Source organism: Phenylobacterium sp. (assembly GCF_046291545.1).
Classification (GTDB): domain Bacteria; phylum Pseudomonadota; class Alphaproteobacteria; order Caulobacterales; family Caulobacteraceae; genus Phenylobacterium.
The window spans coordinates 1-25,018 of the sequence record NZ_JBKBSM010000014.1 but is presented as its reverse complement, the minus strand read 5'-3'; the positions used below and the strand labels follow the sequence as shown (position 1 = coordinate 25,018).

Below are 25,018 nucleotides of genomic sequence, written 5' to 3'. Positions count from 1 at the left end.
CAAGACTCGACGACAAAAAGTTGAACCGTACCGTACGGTTCTGAATCTCTTGACGCAGGGGCGCCCTTGTGTCAACTAAAAACCGTACGGTACGGTTCAATTGATGATACAGGCTCCAGCACAGACCATTTCACAAGCCATTCGCGACCAGCGGCGGGACCGCATAATCCAGGTTGCGAAATCGGTGTTCTTCGAGGAGGGCTACGCGGCCGCCTCGATGTCGATGATCGCCCAGCGGCTGGGCGGCTCGAAGGCCACGCTCTACGCCTACTTCAAGAGCAAGGAAGACCTGTTCCGCGCGATCGTCTCCGACCAGTGCTGCCAAGTGCAGGACGCGATCGACGCGCAGGTCGACGACACCGACGTGCGCCGCGCCCTCACCAACCTCGGCGTGAAGCTGATGGACATGCTGCTCGACGATTCCAGCGTCCGCATGCTGCAGCTGCTGGTCGAGGAGGGGCCGCGGTCGCCGGGCCTGGCGCGGCTCTTCATGGAGGCCGGACCCCAGCAGGGCGAACAGCGGCTGACAGAATTCTTCGCCCGGGCCAAGGCGCAGGGGCAGCTCGACATCCCCGACGCGAACATCGCCGCGCGCCAGTTCTCGGCCCTTGTGAAGGGAAACCTGCACTTCAAGCGCACCCTTGGGCTGATCGAACAGCCCACGCCCGAGCGGATCCGCCAGGAGGTGGACGAGGCCGTGGAGATGTTCATGCGCGCCTACGGCGTCAAGGCCGCCAACGACTGAATCCCCGCCGCCACGGGCGGCGCGGCCAGAAACCTGTTCCCTTCGGCGCGGGCTTTGCGCCAGTCTGTCGGCCAAGAACGACAGGGGGAGCGGGCATGGCGGAGGGTGCGGCGCACGGGGAGGGGGCGGAGCATCTGGTCGACCGGCGCGACCGGCTGGTGATCGGGGCCTCGTCGGTCGGCACGGTCTTCGAGTGGTACGACTTCTACCTCTACGGCTCGCTCGCTGGATTCATCACCCAGCACTTCTTCTCCGGGGTGAACGAGACCACCGGCTACATCTTCGCCCTCCTGGCCTTCGCCGCGGGCTTTGCGGTGCGACCGTTCGGGGCCCTGGTGTTCGGCCGGCTGGGCGACCTTTGGGGCCGCAAGAACACCTTCCTGGTGACCATGCTGCTGATGGGGCTGTCGACCTTCGTGGTCGGGCTCCTGCCGTCCTACGCCCAGATCGGCGTGGCCGCGCCGATCATCCTGGTGGTCATGCGCCTGGTGCAGGGGCTGGCGCTGGGGGGCGAATACGGCGGAGCGGCGACCTATGTGGCCGAGCACGCCCCCCACGGGAAACGCGGCTTCTACACGAGCTGGATCCAGACGACCGCCACCCTCGGCCTGTTCCTGAGCCTGATCGTCATCCTGGCCGCCCGCACGACCATGGGCGAAGAGGCGTTCAGGGCCTGGGGCTGGCGTATCCCGTTCCTGGTCTCGATCCTGCTGCTGATCGCTTCGCTGTGGATCCGGCTGCAGCTCAACGAGAGCCCGGCCTTCCAGCGCATGGTCGCCGAGGGCAAGGCCTCCAAGCGGCCGCTGGCCGATTCCTTCGCCCGCTGGAGCAACCTGAAGCTGGTGCTGCTGGCGCTGGTGGGGCTCACCGCCGGCCAGGCGGTGGTCTGGTACACGGGCCAGTTCTACGCCCTGTTCTTCCTGGAGAAGACGCTGAAGGTGGACGGGGCCCTGGCCAACATCCTGATCGCGGCGAGCCTGCTGATCGGCACGCCGTTCTTCGTGGTGTTCGGCTGGCTGTCCGACCGCATCGGGCGCAAGCCGATCATAATGGCCGGCTGCCTGATCGCCGCCCTGGCCTATTTCCCGCTGTTCAAGACGCTGACCGTGGCGGTGAACCCGCAGCTTGCGGCGGCCGCACGCAATGCGCCGGTGACGGTGATCGCCGATCCCGAGGACTGCGCCTTCCAGTTCGACCCGATCGGCAAGACCGTGTTCAACACCTCCTGCGACCTGGCCAAAGCCTATCTGGCCAAGGCCGGCGTGCCCTATGAGACGCGGGCGGCGGCGGCCGGCGCGGTGGCGGAGATCCACATCGGGGAGCGGGCGGTGCAGTCGTTCCGCGGAGAGGCGCTGGACAAGCCGAGCTTCGCCGCGGCGGCCAAGGCCTGGGAGCGCGAGGTGGGCGCGGCCCTGAAGGCGGCGGGCTATCCGTCCGCGGCCGATCCGGCCAGGGTGAACTATCCCCTGGCGATCGCCGTGCTGACGGCGCTGGTGATCCTGGTGACCATGGTCTACGGCCCGATCGCGGCGATGCTGGTGGAGCTCTTCCCCACCAACATCCGCTACACCTCGATGAGCCTGCCCTACCACATCGGCAACGGCTGGTTCGGCGGCTTTCTGCCCACCACCGCCTTCGCCATGGTGGCGGCCACGGGCAACATCTATTTCGGCCTGTGGTACCCGGTGACGATCGCGGCGGTGACCGCCGTGGTCGGCCTGCTGTTCCTGCGCGAGACCAAGGACGTGGACATCCACGCCTGACGCGGCTTCGGCGCGGGGCTTCAGGCGCGGGGGCTCAGGCGCTGAACATCCGCCCGCGCCAGGCCGCAGCCAGGGCGGCCGCGCCCGCGGCCGCGACGACGGGCGCCATGGCGGCCGCCACCCCGCCGGCGCCGAAACCCAGGGCCAGGAGCTCGCCGGCGAGGATCGGGCCGGTGATCGAGCCGAAGCGGCCGACGCCCACGGCCGCGCCGGCGCCCAGCCCGCGCACGGCCGGTGGATAGAACATCGGGGCGACGCCATAGAGGCTGAACTGCGCGCCCATCAGGCAGAAGCCGGCCGCCGCGGCGCAGGCGAGGATCGGCCCAAGCTCGCCGGCGACGGCCAGGCCGAGGATCGCAGCGAGCAGGCCGGCGTAGGCCAGGGCGAAGGCGAGCTTCGCCCCCTGGCGGTCGACCATCGCGCCGACGGCCAGGGTGCCTGCGACCCCGGCGAGGTTGAAGGCGAGGGCGGCCTGAGCGCCGGCGCCTGCGCCGAGCCCGCGGGACGTCACCAGGGTCGGCAGCCAGTTGAGCAGCAGGTAGAGCACCACCAGGGTCAGGCCGAAGGCGGCCCACAGGAGCAGGGTCGTGGCCGTGCGCCCCTCGGCGAACAGGGCGCCGGGGCCAGCGGCGGGGCCCGACCGGGCGGCGCGGGTCTGCGGCAGGCGAAGCAGGAGGGGAACCAGCGCCAGCGGCGCCAGGCCCCCGGCCAGGAAGATGGCCCGCCAGCCCAGGTGCTCGAAGGCGAAGGCGGCGAAGACGGCGCTGAGCGCCCCGCCCACCGGCATCCCGCAGAACATCGCCGCTACGGTGGCCGTGCGCCGTTCCGGCGGGCTGAGGTCGATGGCGATGGCGACCAGGGTGGGCATGGCCATGCCGAGGCCAAGGCCGGTGGCGAGCCGCGCGCCGAGCAGGCTCGTAAAGTCCGGCGCCACCATCGTCGCCAGGGTGAACAGGCCGAAGATTGCCACCGCCGCGGCCAGCACCAGGCGCCGCCCGACCCGATCGACCAGCCAGCCGCCCAGGAAGGCGCCCGCCATCAGGCCGGCCATGCCGCCGCCGAAGGCGAATCCGGCCTGCGAAGCGCTCAGGCCCAGGGCGGGAATCAGCTTGGGCGCGGCGACGCCGACGGCCTGGATGTCGTAGCCTTCCAGCAGCGCCACGGCGAAGCACAGCGCCACCACGCCGGCCCGGCCCGCGGGCCGGGGCGCGGCCTGTTCAACGGTCATGGACGGATCCCCCTCTCGGCGCGAGCCTAGCGGCGCGCCGTGCGGGAGGCCAGGAGCCTGATCCGATCAGGCTGAATCACGCCGACCTGCATCGCCAGGCTCAATCTCCTTGAGTTGGAACGTAGTCTTTTCGCCGAACCGGTGTCCGCTTCGGCGGATTGCGATTTAGCGCGCAGGCGCGGCCTGCGCCTCCTGCGCCAGGGCTTCGCGCGCCTCGGCGGCGATCTGAAGCGAGCGCAGGCGCGCGGCGTGGTCGAAGATCTGGGCGGTGACGATCAGCTCGTCGGCGCCGGTGCGGGCGATGAAGGCGGCCATCTCGGTCTTGACCGTCTGGGGCGAACCCACGGCCGAGCACGACTGCATGTGGGCGATCATCTCCCGCTCGGGCGGCGACAGGCGCGCCTCGAAATCGGGATCGGGCGGGGGAAGGGGCGAGGGTCGCCCGGCGCGCAGATTGACGATCGCCTGCAGGACCGAGCTGCGCAGCAGCCGCGCCTCCTGGTCGGTGTCGGCGGCGATCACGTTGTAGCCGAGCATCACATACGGCTCGGCCAGGCGTTCGGAGGGCGTGAAGCGGTCGCGATAGATGCGGATGGCCGGCTCCATCTGCGCCGGCGCGAAGTGCGAGGCGAAAGCGAAGGGCAGGCCCAGGGCGGCGGCGAGCTGGGCGCCGAAGAGGCTGGAGCCCAGGATCCAGATCGGCACGTCGAGGCCGGCGCCCGGCACGGCGCGGATGGCCTGGCCCGGCTGCTCCGGCTCGAAGAAGCCCATCAGCTCGATCACGTCCTGGGGGAAGCGGTCGACGTCGGAGGCCAGGTGGCGGCGCAGGGCGTGGGCGGTGAGCTGGTCCGTGCCCGGCGCGCGGCCCAGGCCCAGGTCGATGCGCCCGGGGAACAGCGAGGCCAGGGTGCCGAACTGTTCGGCGATCACCATGGGCGCGTGGTTGGGCAGCATGATCCCGCCGGCGCCGACCCGGATGGTGGTGGTGCCGGCGGCCACGTGGCCGATCACTACGGCGGTGGCGGCGCTGGCGACCCCCGGCATGTTGTGATGCTCGGCCAGCCAGAAGCGCTTGAAGCCCCAGCGCTCGGCGTGACGGGCGAGGTCCAGGGTGTTGCGGAACGACTGGGCCGCATCGCTTCCCTGAAGGATCGGGGACAGGTCGAGGACGGAAAAGGGGATCATCCGGCGCATATGGGAAGCGTTCGCCTCCATGTCACCGCTCAAGCTTGGCGAAATAAATTTACGCGGTATAGCTATGCCGCGAACGCGGTCGCCTCGGCCGCGAAACGGGAGACGCGCGCCATGAACCCCAAGGCCGAATTCGACATCATCGTCTATGGCGCGAGCGGCTTCACCGGCCGGCTGGTGGCCGAGTACCTGGCCAAGGCCTATGGCGTGGGCGGGGCGGTGAAATGGGCGATGGCCGGCCGCAGCGCCGAGAAGCTGGCGGCGGTGCGCGACGAGATCGGCGCGCCGAAGGAGACGCCTCTGGTGGTCGCCGACGCCGACGATCCGGCCTCGCTGAAGGCCATGGCCGAGCGCACCAAGGCGGTGCTGACGACGGTGGGGCCCTACCAGCTCTATGGCGAGGGCCTAGTGGCGGCCTGCGTCGCGGCGGGGACCGACTACCTGGATCTGTGCGGCGAGCCGGCCTGGATGCGCCAGATGATCGACGCCTACGGCGCCAAGGCCAAGGAGACCGGCGCGCGCATCGTCTTCTCCTGCGGCTTCGATTCGATTCCGTTCGAGCTCGGCGTGTTCTTCCTGCAGGAGACCGCCAAGGCCAGGCTCGGCGCCCCCGTGCCGCGGGCCAAGGGCCGCGTGCGCAAGATGCAGGGCGGCTTTTCCGGCGGCACGGCCGCGAGCCTGAAGGCGACGATGGCCGCGGCGGCCAAGGACCCGGGCGTGGTGGCGCTCCTGATGAACCCCTTCGCCCTGACGCCGGGCTTCGAGGGACCGGCCCAGCCGCCGGGCATGACGCCGGAACTGGACGCCGACCTCGGCGTCTGGACCGCCCCGTTCGTGATGGCGCCGATCAACACCCGCAACGTGCACCGGGCCAACGCGCTGCTCGGCCACGCCTGGGGCAAGGACTTCGTCTACGACGAGATGATGCTCACCGGCCCCGGCGAGCAGGGCGAGGCCATGGCCAAGGCGGTGGCCCAGATGGGCTCCTCGATGCTGGGCGGCGAGAACGCGCCCAAGCCCGGAGAAGGGCCCAGCAAGGAAGAACGCGAGGCCGGGTTCTATGACGTGCTGTTCGTCGGGATCGCCCCGGATGGACGCCAGGTGAAGGTTTCGGTGAGCGGCGACAAGGACCCCGGCTACGGCTCCACCTCCAAGATGATCGCCGAGGCGGCCGTCTGCCTGGTGAAGGACGCCGCCGAGGTTCCCGGCGGCATCTGGACCCCGGGCGCGGCCATGGGGAACAAGCTGATCGCGCGGCTGACCGGCAAGGCGGGCCTGAAGTTCGAGGTGGAGGCGGGGTAGGTCCTCCTCGGCGAGAGGCGCCCCTAGCCCTCCTGCGGAGGGTCGGTCCGGGCGGAACCGGGTTCAGGGCTGAAGCGCATGGCCACGTCGCAACGCGCGTAGCGTGAGCCGAAGAGGCGCATCACCTCGGCGTCGTGGGCGAAGCCCAGCTTTTCGTAGAGGTGGATGGCGGCGGCGCACTTGGTGTTGGTCAGCAGATAGAGGCTGTCGGCCGCGCCCATCGCCCGCGCGCGCTCGATCGCCTTGGCCAGGAGAAATTCGCCGACCTTTCGTCCCCGCGCGGACTTCAGCACGCCCATCTTCGTCAGCTCGTACCATCCGCCTTCCGCTTTCAGGATCGCGCATGCGCCGACCACGCCAAGATCCGGCGTCTCGGCGAAGAGGATGGCGCCGCCTTTGTCGACGATCCGCTCCCGGGGATTGGACAAGAGGTCGATGTCGTTGGCCTCCAGCGTGAACATCTCCTCGATCCACTCGGCGTTGATCCGGTAGAAGGGCTCGGCGAGGTCGTCCGAGAAGTCGCGGACAATCAGGTCGGGCGCCAGGATCCTGTCCGCCAGGGAGCGGCGGTCCAACTCCGCCTCGACGGCGGCGATGGCCGCCATCAGTTCGCGGTGACGGCCGCCACAGAGTGAGATCGCGGCGGCCTCGACCCTGGGCCAGAGCTCCCGTTCGAGGCGGTCCATGAGGGCTTCGCCCGCCGGCGTGAGCGACAGCATCTTCTGCCGCTGGTCGCGGCCTTCCCGGCTGACCTCGACAAGGCCCTGGTCAATGAGCGCCTGAACGGCGCGGGTGGCGGTCGGCTGGCTCATGCGCAGGTGCTGGGCGATCGCGCCCACGGTCCGCGGGCCTTCGCGGCGCAGGGTCGCCAGGAACGGCTGCTGCCCCGGCTGGACCGGGGCGTCGATCGCCTGGAGGACCGCCGCCGCGTCGGTCTGCAGGCGGTCGCCCAAGCGCTTCAGCCGGCTTCCCAGGAACGTCACGCCCAGTTCGGAAAGGGTGTCTGTGACCATCGGCTCAGCCCTCCAATCTGCATAGCTATCTATATAGCTAGCTATGTAAATGCGTCAATCGCCGAGCGACCCCGCGCCAGGCGGCTGCTCCGAGGGCCTGGAGCGTCCTAAGCCGCCCTGAATCGCACCGGCATGGTCCTCGGCCCGGAGATGAAGTTGGACGTGAGCCATTGCGGCTCGCCCGCCAGGGCGAAATCGTCCATTCGGATCAGGACCTCGCGCAGCATGGCGTCGATCTCGATGCGGGCGATGTGCTGGCCGAGGCACCCGTGCGGGCCGGTGCCAAAGGCGATGTGCGGATTGTCCTGGCGCGACAGGTCCAGGCGATCGGCGTGGTCGAACCTCGCCGGATCGCGGTTGGCCGAGCCGAAGTACATGATGACCTTGTCGCCCTTGGCGATGCGCGCGCCGTTCAGCTCGACGTCGCGGGTGGCGGTGCGGCGCATGTAGATCACCGGGCTCGCCCAGCGCAGCAATTCCTCGCGGGCGGCGGGCAGACGTGCGTCGAGGTCGGCCTTCAGCCAGGCGAGCTGATCGGGATGGTCCAGCAGGGCGAGCATGCCGGCGGAGAGCAGATTGCGGGTGGTGTCGCCGCCGGCGTCGACCAGCAGCAGGAAGAACAGCAGGAACTCCATGTCGTCGAGGCGCTTGCCGTCGACCTCGGCGGCGAGCAGGCGGCTGGCGAGGTCGTCAGCGGGCCTGGCGCGCTTCTCGGCGATCACCCTGGAGCCGTACTCGAACATCTTCATCACGGCCATCGTCCCCGCCCCGGGCGGCAGGGCCTCGGGCGCGGTGTGGATGGTCTCGGTCAGCTTGTAGAGCTCGCGCCCGTCCTCAAGGGGCAGGCCCATGAGCTCGGCGATGACATAGGAGGGCATCTCTCCGGCGACCTCGGCGACGAAGTCGCACTCGCCGCGGGCGGCCACCGCATCGACGATCCGGCGGGCGAGCTCGGCGATGCGCTCGCCGCGCAGGGCCGAGGCCGGCTGGGTGAACTCGCCGCGGATCAGCTTGCGGTAGGCGGTGTGCCCGGGCGGATCCATCATCAGCATCATCTTGTGCTCGCCGAAGGCCTGGGCCTGCTCGGCCGGCGGGTCGGTCATCATGACGGTGGGCTCGGAGGAGAAGGTCTGGAAGTCGCGGTCCACGGCCCAGACGTCCTCGTAGCGCGTGACCGCCCAGAAGCCGGGGCCGTCGGGCTCGGCGTGCCAATGGACGGGCGCATTGGTCCGCAGCCAGGCGTATTGGTCGTGCGGCTGGCCGGCGGCGAAGCTCGCCGGGCTGACGAGGTCGATTTTCATGTCCTGGGTCTCCCTGCCGGCACTCTCGGGGGCGCGCCGGCATGGTTCAAGCTCTCGCGACGTGAACCGCGGGCGGTCAGCGGCGGCCAAGAAAGCGGCGCCGGAACCCTGCGGCCGGGGTCCGGCGGCGATTGGCCTCGCGCGGGGCGGAGCGGCTGCGCAACATCCGCCGCAGTCGAAGCGGGGAGAGCGGTATGTCAGGCGAGATCGTGAGGCTGGAAGCGCGGCGCAGGTTCCTGCGCGGTTCGGCGGCCGCCGGAGGACTCGGGCTCCTGGGCCTGGGCGGCTGCGCCGCCGCGCGCCCAGGGACGGCGCTGGCTGGCCTTGCGTCGATGGACGCCGTGCCGCCGTTGGCGCCGGTGCGGGCCCACGCCGACCGCATCATGAAGATCACCGTATGCCTGCGCCCGTTCCGCGCGCAGGGCCCGCGGCTGGACGTGGAGCAGGTGGGCGACAAGACGGTCGTGCACAACTACGGCCACGGCGGCAGCGGCTGGTCGCTGTCGTGGGGCTCGTCGAGCATCGCGGTGAAGAAGGCCCTGGCGGCGGGCGAGCGGGAGGTCGGGGTGATCGGCTGCGGGGCGCTCGGCCTGACCTCGGCCCTGCTGCTGCAGCAGGCGGGGGTGAAGACCACCATCTACGCCAAGGAGCTGATCCCGCAGACCCGCTCGGCGCGGGCGACCGGCACCTGGTCGCCGGATTCGCGCATCGCGCTCGCCAAGGCGGCGGGCCCCGAGTTTCCGGCGCTGTGGGAGGAGATGTGCCGCACCTCCTTCGCCGCCTACCAGACCTATCTGGGCCTGCCAGGCGACCCGGTGGTCTGGAGCGACCGCTACACCGTCTCCGATCTCTCGCCGCAGGAGATGCGGGCCCGGCGGCAGGAGCACGATCCGATCGGCTTCGCCAGCTATCAGGAGCGGGTGCGGGACCTGACGCCGCGCTCGCAGCTGCTGGCGGCCGGGACCCATCCGTTCGCCGCTCCCTATGTCCAGCGCAACACCTCGCTGCAGTTCAACGTCGCCGCCCTCGGCCGCCGGCTGATGAACGACTTCCTCTTGGCCGGCGGGCGCATCGAGACGCGGGAGTTCCACGCGCCCGCCGACCTGGCGGCCCTGAAGGAGAAGACCCTCGTCAACTGCACCGGCTATGGCGCGCGGGCGCTCTGGAAGGACGAGAGCATCACCCCGGTGCGCGGTCAGATCGCCTGGCTGATCCCGCAGGCGGAGGTGAACTACGGGGTCTTCTACAAGAACGTGACCATGCTTTCGCGCAGCGACGGCGTCATCATCCAGGACACCGGGCCGGACGAGGGCGCCGGCTACGGCGACGCGAACGAGACGCCGGACCGGGCGTCGGCGGAGGCGGCTGTGGCGACGATCGCGGAGCTGTATTCGCGGAGCCGGTGAGCGGGTTCGCGACCTATCCGAACATCGTTCAAAGACTGGCCGGCGTTCGGCGAACTCAAGTATAGATTACGACTCTGAACGTCTTTGAGGCGCTACGTGCAGATTTCGCGCGCAGCCTGACGTTACATTGCGCCAGGCTGATTTTGAGTTTCCTTGCCGGACGTGATTGTGTGTCTCGTTCCGGCCGCTGGGGAATCGCGGCGTTGTTCAGAGTAGGTGGGGTGATGGATCGCAAAATCGGCGGATGGGCCGCGGGCATGGCTTTGGCGCTGGCCCTGGCGGGCGCGGCGCAGGCGCAGGGCCCCGTCGTGGCGATCATGGGCGCGACGGTGTTCGACGGCACCGGCGACGAGCCGCACGTGGCCAATGTGGTGATCCGCGACGGCCGCATCGCCGAGGTGGGGCCGAAGGTCAAGGCGCCGAAGGGGGCCAAGGTGATCCAGGCCAAGGGGCTGGCGCTGACGCCAGGCTTCTTCGACCTGCACACCCACTGGACGCCGGGCGGCGAGCCGAACCTGACCCCGGCGATCGCCAGCGCCTATGTGCGCGCCGGCGTGACCACGGTCGACGACTTCCACGAACAGCCGGAGAGCTTCGAGCCGCGGCGGCGCTGGGTGGCGGGCCTGGCCTCGCCGCACGTGAACTTCACGGCGCGGATGTCGACGCCGGGCGGCCACGGCGCCGACTGGGCCGACGAGAACACCACGCGCTGGGTCAACACGCCCCAGGCCGCCCGCACCGAGGTGCAGGGCCTGCTCCCCTACAAGCCCGACCTGATCAAGGCTTTCGCCGACGGCTGGCGCTACGGGGTGGCCTCGGACAACACCAGCATGAACCTGGAGACCCTGTCGGCCCTGGTGGACGAGGCGCACAAGCACGGGCTGAAGGTGCTGACCCACACGGTGACGGTGGACCGCGGCAAGATCGCCGCCCGGGCCAAGGTGGACGTGATCGCCCACAGCCTGCAGGACCGTGAGGTCGACCAGGAGACGATCGAGCTGATGAAGGCGGGCGGCACGGCCTATGCGCCGACCCTGGCCGTCTACGAGCCCGGCAAGGACGGCCGCGCCCTGCAGCCGGACAACCCGATCCACCAGCAGTCCATCCGCAAGTTCGGCTACGCCCTGCACAACGTCAAAGCGCTGCACGACGCCGGCGTGCTGGTGGCGCTGGGCACCGACGCGGGGATGCCGGGCACGCCGCACGGGGTGTCGACGCTGCACGAGATGGAGCTTCTGGTGAAGGCCGGGCTGTCGCCCAAGGCCGCGCTGATGGCCGGCACCGCCAACAGCGCCCGGGCCATCGGCGTGATCGAGGATCGAGGCACCATCGAGCCGGGCAAGCGCGCCGACCTGGTGCTGATCAAGGGCGAACCGTGGGTGAACATCTCCGACGTGCGCAACACCCATGAGGTGTTCATCGACGGCAAGCTGGTGTTCGGTCCGGGGGTGAGCCTGCCGGCGGCCAACAGCGCCGTCGCCATGCCGGCGATCCCTGCGAAGGCCAAGATCGACGACTTCGAAGCGGCGCGCTCCAGCCTGGACACCCTGCGGCTGGACAACATGGACGGCGGCCTCGACCGCTCGGTGCAGATCAGCCAGACCATCGCGCGCGACGGCGGCGAGGGGCGCATCCTGAGCCTGTCCGCCCGGATGGCCGAAAAGGACGACACCCACGCCGGCGTGATCATCCCCCTGAGCCGCGGCTCGGTGGAGCCGGTGGACGCCAGCGCCTTCAAGGGCGTGCGCTTCGAGGTGCGCGGCGACGGCGGCGCCTATGAGTTCGATGTGAACACGGTCGGCGGCGGCTGGACCCAGGAGATCACCGCAGGCCCCGAATGGAAGACGATCGAGGTTCCGTTCTCGGCGCTGAAGCCGGGCGAGGGCCGTGGCGGCGCCAAGGGCCCGTGGACGGCCAAGGACCTGCAGCAGGTGGAGTTCGGCGGGACCCGCGGTCCCGGCGAGACCCTGTGGCTCGAGGTGGACAACGTCAGCTTCTACTAGGGGCGGTCGAGGTTCGAAGACATGCGACGCCACCCTGGCGCGGCCGGGTGGCGCACCAGCGGCCGCGGCCTTCGCCGGGCGGGCCGCAAACAGATGAAAGGCGGGGAACGAACGTGTTGAAATCGCTCAGGAGCGCCGGACTGGCGCTGATGCTGGCGACCGCCGCGATGGCGGCGCCGGCGGCGCAGGCCGAGGTGAAGGGGATCACCTCGCCGAAGGAGGCCTTCGGCCACGACATCGGCGAGGACTACTTCCTGGCCGACTACACCCAGGCCGAGGCCTATCTGAAGACCCTGGCCCAGCAGTCCGACCGCATGAAGCTGGTGGACATCGGCGAGACCGAGGAGGGCCGGCGCGAGTACGTGGCCATCGTCTCCTCGCCGGCGAACCTCGCCAGGCTCGAGCGCTACAAGGAGATCTCCCGCAAGCTGGCCAAGGCCAAGGGCGTCGGCGAGGACGAAGCCAAGGCCCTGGCCGCGGAAGGCAAGGCCGTGGTCTGGATCGACGGCGGCCTGCACGCCACCGAGACCGTGCCGCCCCAGGCGCTGCTGGCGGCCCTGCACGAGATGCTGACCCGGGACGACGCCGAGACGCTGCGCATCCTGGACGACGTGATCATCCTGTTCGCCGAGGTCAATCCCGACGGCATGGGGCTGGTCAGCGACTGGTACATGCGCAACGAGGACCCGCTGAAGCGCGAGTACGACCACCTGCCGCGGCTGTACCAGAAGTACATCGGCCACGATAACAATCGCGACTACTACATGTCGGCGATGAAGGAGACCACGAACGTCAACCGGATGTTCTTCCGCGAGTGGTTTCCGCAGATCATCTACAACCACCACCAGACCGGGCCTGCCGGGACCGTGGTGTTCATGCCGCCCTTCCGCGACCCCTTCAACTACAACTACGACCCGCTGGTGATGAGCTCGCTGGCCGAGGTTGGCGCGGCCATGCACAGCCGCCTGATCGCCGAGGGCAAGCCCGGCTCGACCATGCGCAGCGGGGCGACCTACTCCACCTGGAACAACGGGATGGAGCGCTCGATCACCTATTTCCACAACGCGGTCGGGCTGCTCACCGAGATCATCGGCCACCCGACGCCGATGCAGATCCCGCTGGTTCCGAAGAACCAGCTGCCGCGCAACGACCTGCCCGCGCCGGTCGCGCCGCAGACGTGGAAGTTCCGCCAGTCGATCGACTATTCGCTGTCGATCAACCGCGCGGTCCTAGACTACGCCTCGCGCAACCGCGAGCGGCTGCTGTTCAACATCTGGCGGATGGGGACCAACTCCATCGAGCGGGGCGGCCGCGACTCCTGGACCATCACGCCCAAGCGCATCGAGGCGCTGGAGGCGGCGGCCAAGGGCAAGCCGCTGGTGGGCTCGGGCCGATTCATGGGCGTGGAGCCGGAGCTCTACGACAAGGTGCTGCGCGATCCGGCGCAGCGGGACGCCCGCGGCTACATCCTTCCGGCCGACCAGGCCGACCTGCCTACGGCGGTGAAGTTCCTCAACGCCCTGATCAAGACGGGCGTGGACGTGGAGCGGGCGACCAAGGCCTTCAAGGTCGGCGGCAAGACCTATCCGGCGGGCTCCTACGTGGTGAAGGCCGACCAGGCCTATCGCCCGCACGTCCTGGACATGTTCGAGCCGCAGGACCACCCGCACGACTTCGCCTATCCGGGCGGGCCGCCGATCCCGCCCTACGACTCCACCGGCTATACGCTGGCGCTGCAGATGGGCGTTGAGTTCGACCGCATCCTGGACGGCTTCGACGGGCCGTTCGAGCCGGTGGCCGAGGTGATGGCGCCGCCGCCGGGCAAGGTGATCGGCGCCGGCAAGGCCGGGTTCCTGGTCAGCCACGAGCTCAACGACAGCTTCGTGCTGTCCAACCGCCTGCTGAAGGCCGGGCAGGGCGTCTTTTGGGTCAAGCCGGCGGTGAGCGCGGCCGGACGCGACTTCGCGCCCGGCGCCCTGTGGATCCCGGCCACGGCCGAGAGCCGCGCGATCGTGGCGAAGGCGGCCAAGGAGCTGGGGGTGGACGCCTACGCCCTGGCCAAGGCGCCGGCCGGCGAGTCCATCAAGCTCAAGCCCGTGCGCGTGGGACTGGTCGACAAGTACGGCGGGGTGATGACCTCGGGCTGGACGCGCTGGCTGCTGGAGCAGTTCGAATTCGACTTCCAGGTCGTCTATCCGCAGCGCCTGGACGCCGGCGACCTGGGCCGGGACTTCGACGTCCTGGTGTTCACCGACAACGTGCTGGACGACGGACGCCCGCAGCCGAAGGCCGAGGACATCCCCGACGAGTTCCGCCCGTGGCTCGGCCTGATCACCGCCGACAAGACGCTTCCCCAGATCGCCGCGTTCGTGAAGGGCGGGGGCTCGGTGGTGGCGATAGGCTCGTCCACCGAGCTGGCCGGCGCCCTGGGCGCGCCGATGGCCGACGCCCTGACCGACGCCGCCGGCAAGCCGCTGGAGCGCACGGCCTTCTACATCCCCGGCTCGCTGCTGGAGGTGAGCGTCGACAACAGCCAGCCGGTGGCGTTCGGCGCCCCGAAGAGCATGGACGTGTTCTTCGACCGCAGCCCGGCCTTCAAGCCGGGGCAGGGGACGGCGGCGGCCTGGTATCCGGCCGGCGACGTGCTGCGCAGCGGCTGGGCGCTGGGCCAGGAGAAGCTGGCCGGCGCCTCGGCGGTGGTCGATCTGGACGTGGGCGAGGGCAAGCTGTTCCTGATGGGACCGGAGGTGGCCCAGCGGGCGCAGTCGCACGCGGCCTTCAAGTTCCTGTTCAACGCGCTTCAGTACGGGCCGGCCGCCAGCAAGTAGGCGTAGACGGCGTCCCGCGGCCCAGGGTTGTGGGCTGCGGGACACGTTGCGATCAGGAAGCCACACCCGGTGTTATATTTTCAACATTCCCGCAAAGAGAACGTGACGCAGACGCGATTTCTGTGTGTTTGGCTCGATTGAGACTTGGATTCTTGCGTGCGTGGACCCTCCCGGCCATGTGCGTGTAACAGGGGGTAGTAACGATGATGCACGACAAGTCGTGGCGTAAGATCTTGTTCACCACTTCGGCGATTTGCTTCGCCGCGGGGTGGGCAGGACAAGCCCTGGCGCAGGACGCCGAGGCGGAGACCATCGAAGAGCTGGTCGTCGTCGGCTCGCAGATCGAAGGCTCCAAGGTCACCGAGGCGGTCCCCGTCACCGTGATGACCCAGGACCAGCTGGAATCCATCGCCGCCACTTCGGGCGACGACCTGTTCCGCTCGATCCCGCAGATGGGCGACGTGTCATTCAACTCGGCCTACCTGCCGAACTCCTCGAACAGCGCCCGCGGCGACGTCGGTTCGGTGAATCTGCGCAACCTGGGCGTCGGCAACACTCTGGTCCTGCTGAACGGCCGCCGCGTGGTGGCCCACCCGACCAGCCGCGCCGACGAAAACCTGGTGCCGGTGCTGACCTACAACACCAACGCCATCCCGGTGAGCGGCGTGAAGCGCCTGGAAGTGCTGCGTGACGGCGGCGCGGCCCTGTACGGCTCCGACGCGGTGGCCGGCGTGGTCAACACCGTGCTGCAGGACCGCTTCGACGGCATCAGCCTGGAGGCCCAGTACGGCGGCGCCGAAGGCACCGGCCTGACCGAGGCGCAGATCTCGGCCACCCTCGGCCACAACTTCGAGAACGGCCGCGGCAACGTCACCCTGTTCGCCGCCTACACCGACCGTTCCGAGCTGACCGCCGGCGACCAGGACTACACCGCCTCGAGCGACCGGCGTCCGCTGTTCGCCGGCACCCGCTTCGACGGCGCCTCCAGCCTGGACGGCCGCAGCACCGTCACTCCCTGGGCCTATCTGCAGGCGCAGGCGGGGACCACGGTTCGCGCCAACGGCACGGCCCTGACCTCCAGCGCCGGCTACTTCCACGTCCAGCCGTCCACCTTCGCCGGCTGCCAGCTCAACCTGGGCAACGGCTACTGCCTCGACGACGGCTCGATCGCCACCAGCGGCGCCGACCGCAACCTGCGCTTCGACGCCCCGAAGGCCTACGACACCACCGTGGTGCCCTCGGTCGAGCGCCTGAACCTGTTCCTGACCGGCAACTACGACCTGACCGACGAGATCACCGGCTTCGGCGAACTCGGCTACTACACCGCCGACTCGCACGCCGTGCAGAGCTCGACCGGCACCCTGTCGTCGATGCCGATCACCATCCCGGCCTCGAACTACTGGAACCCCTTCGGCCCGGCGGTCTTCGCCAACGGCCAGACCAACCCGAACCGCCTGGCGGGCCTGAACATCTCGGCCGCCGGCGTGCCGGTGATCCTGCGCACCTACAACTTCTCCGACGTCGGCCCGAACAACGTCGACGTCGAGAACACCCAGTGGCGCGGACTGGTGGGGCTGCGCGGCGAGAAGTTCGGCTTCAGGTGGGAAACCGCGCTGCTCTACTCGCACGCCGAGGCGGTCGACGTCTCCGACGGCATCAGCGCCACCCTGCTGCAGGCCCAGCTCGGCCTGTCGACGCCGGACGCCTACAACCCCTTCAACGGGGCCAACCTGTCGGACCCGAGCCTGGCCGACACCACAGCGTCCAGCCAGGCGGCGATCGACGCCATCCGGATCACGACCACCCGCCGCAGCACCAGCAGCCTGGCCCTGGCCGACTTCAAGGTGTCGCGTTCGGACCTGTTCGCCCTGCCGGGCGGCGACGTGGGCTTCGCCGCCGGCGTCGAGTACCGTCGTGAGACCCAGAAGGACGACCGCGACCCGCGCGTGGACGGCACGATCAACTTCACCGACTCGGTGACGGGGACCGCCTATACGGGCGACCTGATCGGCACCAGCCCCTCGCCCGACACCAAGGGCTCGCGCAACGTGACCTCGGCCTACGTCGAGTTCGCGGTGCCGGTGATCTCCGAGGACATGAACATTCCGTTCGTGCGCGGCCTGGAGATGCAGCTCGCCGGCCGCTACGAGGACTTCAGCGACGCCGGCTCGGTGGCCAAGCCCAAGGTGGCGCTGGCCTGGGACGTGGTCGAGGGCCTGCGGTTCCGCGGCTCCTGGGCCCAGGGCTTCAAGGCCCCGAACCTGGAGCAGGTGAACGCCACCCTGGTGACGCGTTCGAACACCCGCACCGACTGGGTGCGCTGCGAGGCCGACCTGCGCGCCGGCCGCATCGCCTCGTTCGACGACTGCTCGCGGTCGGGCGCCACCACGGCGCGGCGCTCGGGCAATCCGGATCTGCAGCCGGAAGAGTCCGAAACCTGGGGCATGGGCCTGGTCTTCGAGCCGACCTTCATCCCGGCCGACTACGGCCACTTCACCTTCACCGTCGACTACTGGCGCGTGAAGCAGGAAGGGATCGTGGGCCTGTTCGGCGAAGGCAACGCCCTGATCCTGGACTACCTGCTGCGCACCCAGGGCTCGAGCAACCCGAACGTGATCCGCGCCGCCCCGACCCCGGACGACGTGGCGGCCTTCGCCGGCACGGGCCTGGATCCGGTCGGCCAGGTGCTCTACGTCAACGACCAGTACCGCAACCTGCTGCCGCAGGAAGCCCGCGGTCTGGACATCGGCGTGATGTGGGACCTGAACGGCACCCCCTACGGCGACTTCAGCGTGAACGTGAACGCCGCGCACCTGATCAAGTTCTACCGCAGCCCCTCGCCGGACATCGCCGCCCTGCTCGCGGCGCGTGACTCCGGGGAGATCAACTCGGGGACCACGATCACCGGCGGCGGCGACCTGGTGCGCCAGGACGGTCGTCCGGAATGGAAGTGGTCGGCCTCGGCCACCTGGTCCTACGACCAGTGGCAGGTGGGCGCCTTCACGCAGTACATCGGCGACGTGGAAGACACCGACCTGATCGACGCCAACGGCGAGGCCTGGGTGATCGACTCGCAGATCACCGCCAACCTCTACGGCCAGTACGAGTTCACCGAGGGCCTGGCGGCCGACACCCGCCTGCGCGTCGGGGTGCGCAACCTGACCGACGAGAAGCCGCCGCTGTCGTCGGAAGGCTACCTGGCCGAGCTCTACCAGCCCTACGGCCGCTACTGGTACGTGAGCGTCAAGAAGACCTTCTAAGGCCTTCGACGTTCGAGACTTCTAGGGAACGGCCCGCCGCCCGGCGGGCCGTTTTCTTTTTCGGCGGTCCGCTCACCAGGCAGGGGGCGAGAAATTGACATCGACCGCGCAATAAGATGAAGCTCAAGTCCGCGGCGGACATGGCCGCCGCCAGGCGGGCCCGGCAGAGGCGCCGTCCACAACGGGAGGAACCGATGGCCGCCGACGCGAAGACCGCCGCCGTGCGCGACGAGCACCGCCTGGCCCTGACCGGGGCGCCGGGCTCGCCCTACACCCGCAAGATGCTGGCGGTGCTGCGCTATCGGCGCATTCCCTACAAGCTGATCCTGGGCGCCTATGGGCGCACGGACCTGCCGCGGCCCAAGGTGCAGCTGCTGCCGACCTTCTACCTGCGCGGGGCGGACGGGACTTTGGAGGCGGTCACCGACTCCACGCCGCTGATCCGCCGGTTCGAGGCCGAGTACGAGGGCCGCAGCGTCGTGCCGGACGATCCGGCCCTGGCCTTCATCGACGCCCTGATCGAGGACTATGGCGACGAGTGGCTGACCAAGGCCATGTTCCACTACCGCTGGGCCTATGCGGCGGACGTGGCCAAGGCCTCGCGGGTGCTGCCGAACTGGGCCCGGGGGCCGGCCTCTGACGCCGAGCTGGCCAGGGCCGGGGAGATGTTCGCCGGGCGGCAGATCCCGCGGCTGCGCTACGTCGGCTCGAACGCCACCACCGGGCCGGTGATCGAGGCCAGCTACGAGCGCTTCTGCGACGCCTTCGAGGAGCATCTGCGCCACCATCCGTTCCTGATGGGCGGGCGGCCCGGGGCCTGCGATTTCGCCGCCTTCGGCCAGTTGACCCAGCTCGCCCACTTCGATCCGACCTCCACGGCGGTGACGCTGGAGCGGGCGCCGCGGGTGGCGGCCTGGACGATGACCGTGGAAGACCTGTCCGGCCTGGAGCCGGGGGAGGGCGACTGGCTGGACGCTGGCGCGCTTCCTGCGAGCCTGAAAGGAGTGCTGAGGGAGATCGGCCGGGTGTACCCGCCGGTGCTGCTGGCCAACGCCGCGGCCCTCGAGCGCGGCGCCGAGACGGTGGAGACCGAGGTCGACGGCCACGCCTGGAGCCAGCAGCCCTTCGCCTACCAGGGCAAGTGCCTGGCCTGGCTGCGGCGGGACTACGCGGCGCTCGACGGCCAGGCCAAGGCCAAGGTCGACCGGACGCTGGCCGGCACCGGCTGCGAGGCGCTGTTCTAGGCGGGGCGGGCGCGGCGCCGGGGGGCGCTAGGCGCCCGCCCGCGCCCGCAGGGACAGGACCAGGAACACCGCCGCGATCGGCAGGACCGCGAGGCTGGCGTAGTGCTCGGGCGGGTGATGCCCGCTCGCCGGCGCCTTGAGCACCCAGCCCTGCAGGGCCATCAGGCCGCGCTCGACCAGGATCAGGACGAAGAACATCGGCACCAGCGGGCGATAGCGCAGGGCCGCGGCGAGCATGGCAAGGCCGTAGGCGATCTGGGCCGCCCCCATCCAGGCGAACACGCTCACCACCAGCTCGCGCTGAGCCCCCAGCTGGAGCCCGGCGATCCCCTCGGCCCCGCCGCTGGGGGCGAAGCTGTGGATCAGCCCCGGGATGATGGTGAGGACGGCGGCCACGGCCAGCACGTGGGCCGAGACCGCCGCGCCCCGGTAGTCGGCGTTGGTCGAGGGGGGCAGGAGAGCTAGTTGTCCCACAGGATGTATTCCTCGCCCGCCTTCTGCGGCACGCCCGAGGGATGGTCGATGAACACCGGGCCCTGCAGCAGCGAGGGCCACAGAGGCTCCACGCTGGCCTTGTCCTGGGCTTCGAGCATGGCGAGCATGGCTTTCACCCGCTCGGGTTCGGCCTTGGACAGGTCGTGCTGCTCGGTGGGATCGGCGGCGAGGTCGTAGAGCCAGACCTTGTTGCGGGCCTCGTTGCTCTGCAGCTTCCAGTCGCCGTCGAGCACGACCTTGTACTGGCCGGAACGCCAGAACAGGGTCTGGTGGGGCCGGCCCTCGGCCTTGCCGGTGACGTAGGGCATGAGGTCGACGCCGTCGATCACCCGGTCGGACGGCTTGGCCGCCCCCGCCGCCGCGGCGACGGTGGAGAAGATGTCCACGTGGCCGACCGGGGCGTCCAGGCGCGAGCCGGCGGGGATCGCCGCGGGCCAGCGCATGAAGAAGGGCGCGCGCACGCCGCCTTCGAAGAAGGTCGACTTCCAGCCGCGGAACGGCTTGTTGATGTCGGGCAGGCCGATGTAGCCGGCGCCGCCGTTGTCGCTGGTGAAGATGACGAGGGTGTTGTCGTCCAGCCCCTGGTCCTTCAGCGCCTGAAGGATCTTGCCGATGTTGCGGTCGAGGTTGCGGACCATGGCGCCGTAGACCCGCAGGCGATGGTCCTGGATCTGGGAAAGGGCGTCATAGTCGGCCTTGGTCGCCTGCAGCGGCGTGTGGATCGCATTGGGCGCGAAGAACATGAAGAACGGCCGGTTCTTGTTGGCGGCGATCGCCTTGACCGCCTCGTCGGCCAGGTAGTCGGTCATGTAGCCCTTGGGGGCGAACATCTCCGAGCCGTTGTACTGGACCATGTAGGGCAGGTTCGGCCACAGGAAGCGGTCGATCGGGTCCCAGTCCTGCTTGGCGTTGACCACGCCCGGGTCCTTCTCCGGCAGGAACATCGAGGCGCCGGCGGTGAAGCCGAGGCTCTCGTCAAAGCCCTGCTGCTCGGGGCGCGAGCCGGGGGCCGCGCCGAGGTGCCATTTGCCGAAGTGCAGGGTGTGGTAGCCGCGGGTCTTCAGGAGCTCGGCGATGGTGATCTCGCTCGACGGGACGGCGAGCTGCTCCATCGGCGGCACGTCCTTGACCCGCTCCTTGAAGAACTTGGGTTTGACGATCGAGCCCGGCTCGGCCTCGGTGCCGACCATGCGCTCGAAGGCGACCGGCGCGGGGGTGAACTCGAAGCCGAAGCGGGTGGCGTAGCGGCCGGTCATGACCGCCGCGCGCGAGGGGGCGCAGGTGGCGTTGCCGGCGTAGCCGCGGCCGAAGACCACCCCGTCGCGGGCGATGGAATCGATGTTGGGAGTGGGGACCGCTCCGTTCGCCACACCGCCGCCGTTCAGGGTGATGTCGTTGTAGCCCATGTCGTCGACGAGGATGAAAACGACGTTGGGCTGCCGCTCACCGGCGGCGGGGGCCGCAGGGCCGGGCTGCCAGACGACCGGGCGGTTCGGCTCTACGTGCGGCAGGCGCATCCGGGCGATGGTGGACAGGACGAAGGTCTTGTTCATCGCCGCGGCGCCGACGAGCACCACCAGGACGGCCGCCACGCCGCCCACCCAAGCCCAGAGCTTCATCGCGTCCTCCCGCCCCGCCACTCGCGGATGTGTTGTCCTTAAGGCAGCATATGAAATGACATGCAGTATGTCGATAGTTAGCTTGGGAGGAAGCCGGGCCTAGCCCGCCCGCGGCTTCAGGCCCTGCTGCTCCAGGCGCCACTTGAACTGGTCGAAGCGGTCCTGGCCGAAGAAGGGCTCGCCGTTGAAGGCGATCATCGGCACGCCGTAGTGGCCGGCGGCGCGCTGGGCGACCTGGCTCTCCTCGATCACCGCATGCAGCCGATCGGCCTCGGCCTCGACGGCGGCGTTGAGCTCGGCCGGGTCGAGACCGGCGCGGACGGCGGCCCGGTCCAGGTGGTCGCCCTGCGGCCAGTCGTCGACCTCGCCGCCCCAGATCACCCGGCTGACCTCGGCCAGGTAGGGCAGGCCGCGGCCGCGCTCGGCGGCGAGCACGCCCAGCCGCGTCAGGCGATGGATGTAGGGCTGCTCCTTGGGATAAGTGCGGGTGGCCATGTCCATGTAGACCGGATCGGGCCGCGGCCAGCGGAAGGGCAGGCCCAGGAACGCCGCCTCGCGGTGGATGTCGGTCATGAAGTAGGTGAACCACAGGGGATCGCGCGTCTCGAAGAACTCGGGCGTGCGCACCGCCAGGGGATAGACCGGCCGGATCACGCCCTTGACGTCGTAGGCCGCCTCCAGGTCCACCAGCCGTTGGGTGATCATGTAGGAGTAGGGCGAGCGGAAGGACCAGTAGAGCTCGTAGGTCAGGGTCACAGGGCGTCCTCCGCGGGCATCGTTGTGGTTGTCGAGATAATGGCATATAGCGCGCCATAATCAATGGAAAGGGGGAGGCGGCCATGCGCCTGCTGCTGAGAGTTCTGGTGGGGCTGGCGGGGGCGGCGGCGCTGCTCCTGGCGGCGCAGTTCTGGCTCAACCCGCTGCAGCCGGCCGCGCGGCTGGGCCTGGACGCGCAAGGGGCGCTGGGAATCGCCACGATCCGGGCGGACATCGCCGCCTTCTTCGGCGCGGCGGGCCTGTTCGCCCTGGCCGCGGCGGCCAGGGCCGAGGCCCGGCTGATGACCACGCCGCTGCTGCTGGTCGCACTGGCGCTGGCCGGACGGGTGGTGACGGTGGTCGACCGCGGCTTCACCCCCGAGCAGGGTCCGCCGATGGTGGTCGAGGCGGTGCTGGTGGCGCTGTTCGCCCTGGCCCGGCGCGGGATGAAGTAGGCCGCGCGTTCGGCGCCGCGCCTTCTGCGGCTTCGCCGTCAGCTTCCCGGAGGGGGAGCGTGCGGGCGGCGGTCGTCAGGCCCTGGGCGTGAAGCGGGCGACCACGCGGCGGCCGCGCTCGTCCGCGCGGCAGACGACGGCGGCGCCTAGGGGCTCCTCGGCGATCATCCGCTGCACGACCGCGGGATCGGCCGGGTCGGTCATGGCCACGAAGCGCTCGCCGGCCGGCGTGCGGCAGACGAGCACGCCGAGCGGATCGCCGCGGCCGTAGTCGATGGTGTAGGTCTCGACCACGCCCTCCATGGCCTCCCTGGGGGCGTAGGCTGGCGCGGGCCAGGCGTCGACCTCGGCCTGCAGGTCCTTGCTGTCGAAGCCCTTCCAGTCGCTGGGGGCGGTGGAATAGACGCCCACCGAATACTTGGACAGGAAGCCGCCGTTGGCGCCGACGAAGCCGAAGTCGCCCGGCCGCGCGCGCAGGGCGCGGACCATGCTGGCGATGGCGTGCATGGAGTAGTTGTTGCCCGCGCCGCCGAAGAACGGCAGGCCGCCGGTGACGGTGAGCGGGCGTGGATCGTCGGCGGAGATCCCCAGCTCCTCGCGGACGTCGAACACCGCCACGGGGAAGCAGCTGTAGAGGTCGAACAGGGCGATGTCGCCGACGCCGCGGCCGGCGACCTCGAGCGCCCGGCGCGAGGCCAGGCCCGCGGCCGGGTAGGCCGCCATGTCCCGGCGCTCGAAGGGCTTGCGTTCGGCCACGTCCGCGCCGCCGTGGAGATAGACGATGCGGTCCTCCGGCACGCCAAGCTCGCGGGCCTTGCCCAGGGAGGCGATGAGCACCGCCGCGCCCTGGTTGGCCTGGTCGCGGGCGACCATGCGCCGGGGGAAGGGGTCGGCCACGAGGCGGTTCTTGGGCGTGACGGCGGCCAGGCCCTCGGCGTCGAACACCTCCTGCGACATGGCGTGGGGATTGGCGGCGGCGACCTTGGTGAAGGGGGCGAACAGGCGGCCCATCTCCAGGGCGTAGGCCGAGCGGTCCAGGCCCGTCTTTGCGCGGCGGGCGTTCTCGAACAGGGCGTAGAGCTGGATCGGGGTGCGCGCGCCGTGGGCGGCGAGTTCCTCGGAATTCAGGCCGTCGACCGCGTAGCCGCGGTCCTCGAGCTGGCCGCCGACCGACTCGCTCCAGTCGCGGGTCTCGCCCCGGGTCATCAGGTCGCGGATCGTGGAAATGGCTTCAGACCCGAAGATCAGCGCCATGCCCATCTCGCCCCTGCCGATCGCCTGGGCGAACTCGTTGACCAGGTGCTGCGGGCCCTGGCCGCCGACGGGCTCGAGGATGGCGCGGGCCGGCTGGGCGCCGAGGCGCACGGCGACCGAGCGCGGGAAGTTGTCGGACCGGCCGAACGGGGCGACGGCCTGGGGCCCGGAAATCTCGAACTGGCGGATGGCCGCCATGACGTCGATGTGGGGGATGACGTCGGCGCCGGCGTCCTCGCAGGCGGCGCGGGCGGCGCGGGCGGCCAGCTCCACCGGAGAGAGGGCCTCATAGCCAGGAGCGCCGATGCGCTCCGAAGCCTCGCCAACCCCGATGATCACGGGCGTCAAATCGTTCACCTGCGCGCCTCCCCTGCCTGATGCTCTTCATCCCCGCCCGCGGCGAAGCGGGCGGGGCGCACCTTAGACGCCTGACGCAGCGGCGCCTCAACGGCCTTTGCGGCCTGAACTCAGTAGTTGAACCAGCCGCCGACGACGCAGCTCGCCCGGCCGTTGCGCACGGTCACGGTGGCCCGGCGCCCTGGCGGAGGACGGAAGATCGTGCGCTCCCCGCCGAGATCCACCGTGACCGCCCCGGGGTTGTTGAACTGGCAGACGCGGTAGCTCTCGCGCTTCCAAAGGCCGAGTTCGGGGATGGCGGCGCAGTAGACGGCGCCGAAGGAACGGGTGAACGCCGCCGAGCCATAGCGGAAGGTTCTGGGAGGCTTGCTGCCGATCAGGGCCGGGGTGAGCTGAGCGATCACCGGGCACGGCGGTCCATCGATCGTCCATTCCGCCCGGAGCGCCTCGACCTCGCTCCATGCACCGAAGGCCACGGTGGCGGGGACGATGCAGACGGCGACGGCCACGACGAACCACTGCAGAGCAGGCAGGACCCGCGCCGGACCGAAGGCTCGCGAGGTCGCAGAGGAAGCACGGCTCATCGCAAGACCTCGGCGCAAGTTCAGGGCGAGCATACGATCTTGGGTTGAGGCGGGCAAACTCGCCAGTGAGGCGGAGGTGGTCCGCCGGCGCGTCCGAACTCGGCCGGCGCATGACCGAACCGGCTTGGCGTTTCAGGCCGGGGCGGTGGGGGTCGCCTCGGCCGCGATGCGCGGAAGCGGGCGGTGAAAATGGGCGACGAGGACGGCGCTGGCC

18 protein-coding genes are annotated in these 25,018 nt (G+C 69.9%); 9 read left to right on the top strand and 9 right to left on the bottom strand.

All coding sequences use genetic code 11. The annotated features are described in order from the left end of the window. Window positions 1–103: 103 nt before the first annotated feature. Window positions 104–745 carry a TetR/AcrR family transcriptional regulator C-terminal domain-containing protein gene (locus tag ACK4YQ_RS17995; protein WP_409613280.1) on the top strand — a complete coding sequence of 214 codons (642 nt, stop codon included), beginning with the start codon at window positions 104–106 and terminating at the stop codon, window positions 743–745. Window positions 746–840: 95 nt separating this feature from the next. Beyond that, window positions 841–2,508 carry an MFS transporter gene (locus ACK4YQ_RS17990; RefSeq protein WP_409613279.1) on the top strand — a complete coding sequence of 556 codons (1,668 nt, stop codon included), beginning with the start codon at window positions 841–843 and terminating at the stop codon, window positions 2,506–2,508. 34 nt (window positions 2,509–2,542) lie between these two features. Here the strand turns inward: ACK4YQ_RS17990 and ACK4YQ_RS17985 are convergent, their stop codons facing one another. Then, window positions 2,543–3,736: an MFS transporter gene (locus tag ACK4YQ_RS17985; RefSeq protein WP_409613277.1), complete on the bottom strand. Its 1,194-nt coding sequence runs from the start codon at window positions 3,734–3,736 to the stop codon at window positions 2,543–2,545. Between the two features lie 165 nt (window positions 3,737–3,901). Continuing rightward, window positions 3,902–4,921 carry an LLM class flavin-dependent oxidoreductase gene (locus tag ACK4YQ_RS17980; RefSeq protein ID WP_409613323.1) on the bottom strand — a complete coding sequence of 340 codons (1,020 nt, stop codon included), beginning with the start codon at window positions 4,919–4,921 and terminating at the stop codon, window positions 3,902–3,904. A 120-nt stretch (window positions 4,922–5,041) separates the two neighbouring features. On the opposite strand from ACK4YQ_RS17980, the gene ACK4YQ_RS17975 reads away from it, so the two are divergent. After that, complete coding sequence (locus tag ACK4YQ_RS17975) at window positions 5,042–6,229, top strand: saccharopine dehydrogenase family protein (protein ID WP_409613275.1); 1,188 nt, start codon at window positions 5,042–5,044, stop codon at window positions 6,227–6,229. 23 nt (window positions 6,230–6,252) lie between these two features. Here ACK4YQ_RS17975 and ACK4YQ_RS17970 read toward each other — a convergent pair whose 3' ends face one another. Continuing rightward, window positions 6,253–7,242, bottom strand: coding sequence for a GNAT family N-acetyltransferase (locus tag ACK4YQ_RS17970; RefSeq protein ID WP_409613273.1), 990 nt, complete (start codon window positions 7,240–7,242; stop codon window positions 6,253–6,255). Window positions 7,243–7,349: 107 nt separating this feature from the next. Further along, window positions 7,350–8,543: a cytochrome P450 gene (locus ACK4YQ_RS17965; protein ID WP_409613271.1), complete on the bottom strand. Its 1,194-nt coding sequence runs from the start codon at window positions 8,541–8,543 to the stop codon at window positions 7,350–7,352. A 194-nt stretch (window positions 8,544–8,737) separates the two neighbouring features. Between ACK4YQ_RS17965 and ACK4YQ_RS17960 the strand changes: the two genes are divergently transcribed. The 5 genes from ACK4YQ_RS17960 to ACK4YQ_RS17940 all read left to right on the top strand — a co-directional run bounded on the left by ACK4YQ_RS17960 (window position 8,738) and on the right by ACK4YQ_RS17940 (window position 19,284). After that, on the top strand, window positions 8,738–9,949 hold the full coding sequence (locus tag ACK4YQ_RS17960; protein ID WP_409613269.1) for an FAD-dependent oxidoreductase: 1,212 nt from the start codon (window positions 8,738–8,740) through the stop codon (window positions 9,947–9,949). Window positions 9,950–10,173: 224 nt separating this feature from the next. Next, complete coding sequence (locus ACK4YQ_RS17955) at window positions 10,174–11,952, top strand: CIA30 family protein (protein ID WP_409613267.1); 1,779 nt, start codon at window positions 10,174–10,176, stop codon at window positions 11,950–11,952. 149 nt (window positions 11,953–12,101) lie between these two features. Continuing rightward, window positions 12,102–14,780 carry a M14 metallopeptidase family protein gene (locus tag ACK4YQ_RS17950; protein ID WP_409613321.1) on the top strand — a complete coding sequence of 893 codons (2,679 nt, stop codon included), beginning with the start codon at window positions 12,102–12,104 and terminating at the stop codon, window positions 14,778–14,780. Window positions 14,781–15,013: 233 nt separating this feature from the next. After that, entirely contained in the window at window positions 15,014–18,040 is a 3,027-nt protein-coding gene (locus ACK4YQ_RS17945) for a TonB-dependent receptor plug domain-containing protein (RefSeq protein ID WP_409613265.1), read from the top strand. Between the two features lie 194 nt (window positions 18,041–18,234). Beyond that, the gene (locus ACK4YQ_RS17940) at window positions 18,235–19,284 is read left to right on the top strand and encodes a glutathione S-transferase N-terminal domain-containing protein (RefSeq protein WP_409613263.1); all 1,050 of its coding nucleotides are present in this window, start codon (window positions 18,235–18,237) and stop codon (window positions 19,282–19,284) included. Between the two features lie 27 nt (window positions 19,285–19,311). Here the strand turns inward: ACK4YQ_RS17940 and ACK4YQ_RS17935 are convergent, their stop codons facing one another. From ACK4YQ_RS17935 to ACK4YQ_RS17925, 3 genes are all read right to left on the bottom strand, one after another. Further along, entirely contained in the window at window positions 19,312–19,758 is a 447-nt protein-coding gene (locus ACK4YQ_RS17935; RefSeq protein ID WP_409613262.1) for a hypothetical protein, read from the bottom strand. Beyond that, window positions 19,746–21,398, bottom strand: coding sequence for a sulfatase-like hydrolase/transferase (locus tag ACK4YQ_RS17930; protein WP_409613261.1), 1,653 nt, complete (start codon window positions 21,396–21,398; stop codon window positions 19,746–19,748). Before ACK4YQ_RS17930 ends, ACK4YQ_RS17935 begins: the two co-directional genes overlap by 13 nt. Before the next feature lie 99 nt (window positions 21,399–21,497). Beyond that, a complete protein-coding gene (locus tag ACK4YQ_RS17925; RefSeq protein WP_409613260.1) occupies window positions 21,498–22,154 on the bottom strand; it encodes a 2-hydroxychromene-2-carboxylate isomerase in 657 nt (218 codons plus the stop codon). Between the two features lie 83 nt (window positions 22,155–22,237). Between ACK4YQ_RS17925 and ACK4YQ_RS17920 the strand changes: the two genes are divergently transcribed. Next, window positions 22,238–22,609: a hypothetical protein gene (locus tag ACK4YQ_RS17920; RefSeq protein WP_409613258.1), complete on the top strand. Its 372-nt coding sequence runs from the start codon at window positions 22,238–22,240 to the stop codon at window positions 22,607–22,609. 75 nt (window positions 22,610–22,684) lie between these two features. Here the strand turns inward: ACK4YQ_RS17920 and ACK4YQ_RS17915 are convergent, their stop codons facing one another. Together ACK4YQ_RS17915 and ACK4YQ_RS17910 are read right to left on the bottom strand one after the other, a co-directional pair. Then, entirely contained in the window at window positions 22,685–24,202 is a 1,518-nt protein-coding gene (locus ACK4YQ_RS17915) for an acetyl-CoA acetyltransferase (protein ID WP_409613256.1), read from the bottom strand. Between the two features lie 128 nt (window positions 24,203–24,330). Continuing rightward, a complete protein-coding gene (locus ACK4YQ_RS17910) occupies window positions 24,331–24,804 on the bottom strand; it encodes a hypothetical protein (protein ID WP_409613254.1) in 474 nt (157 codons plus the stop codon). Between the last annotated feature and the right edge of the window lie 214 nt (window positions 24,805–25,018).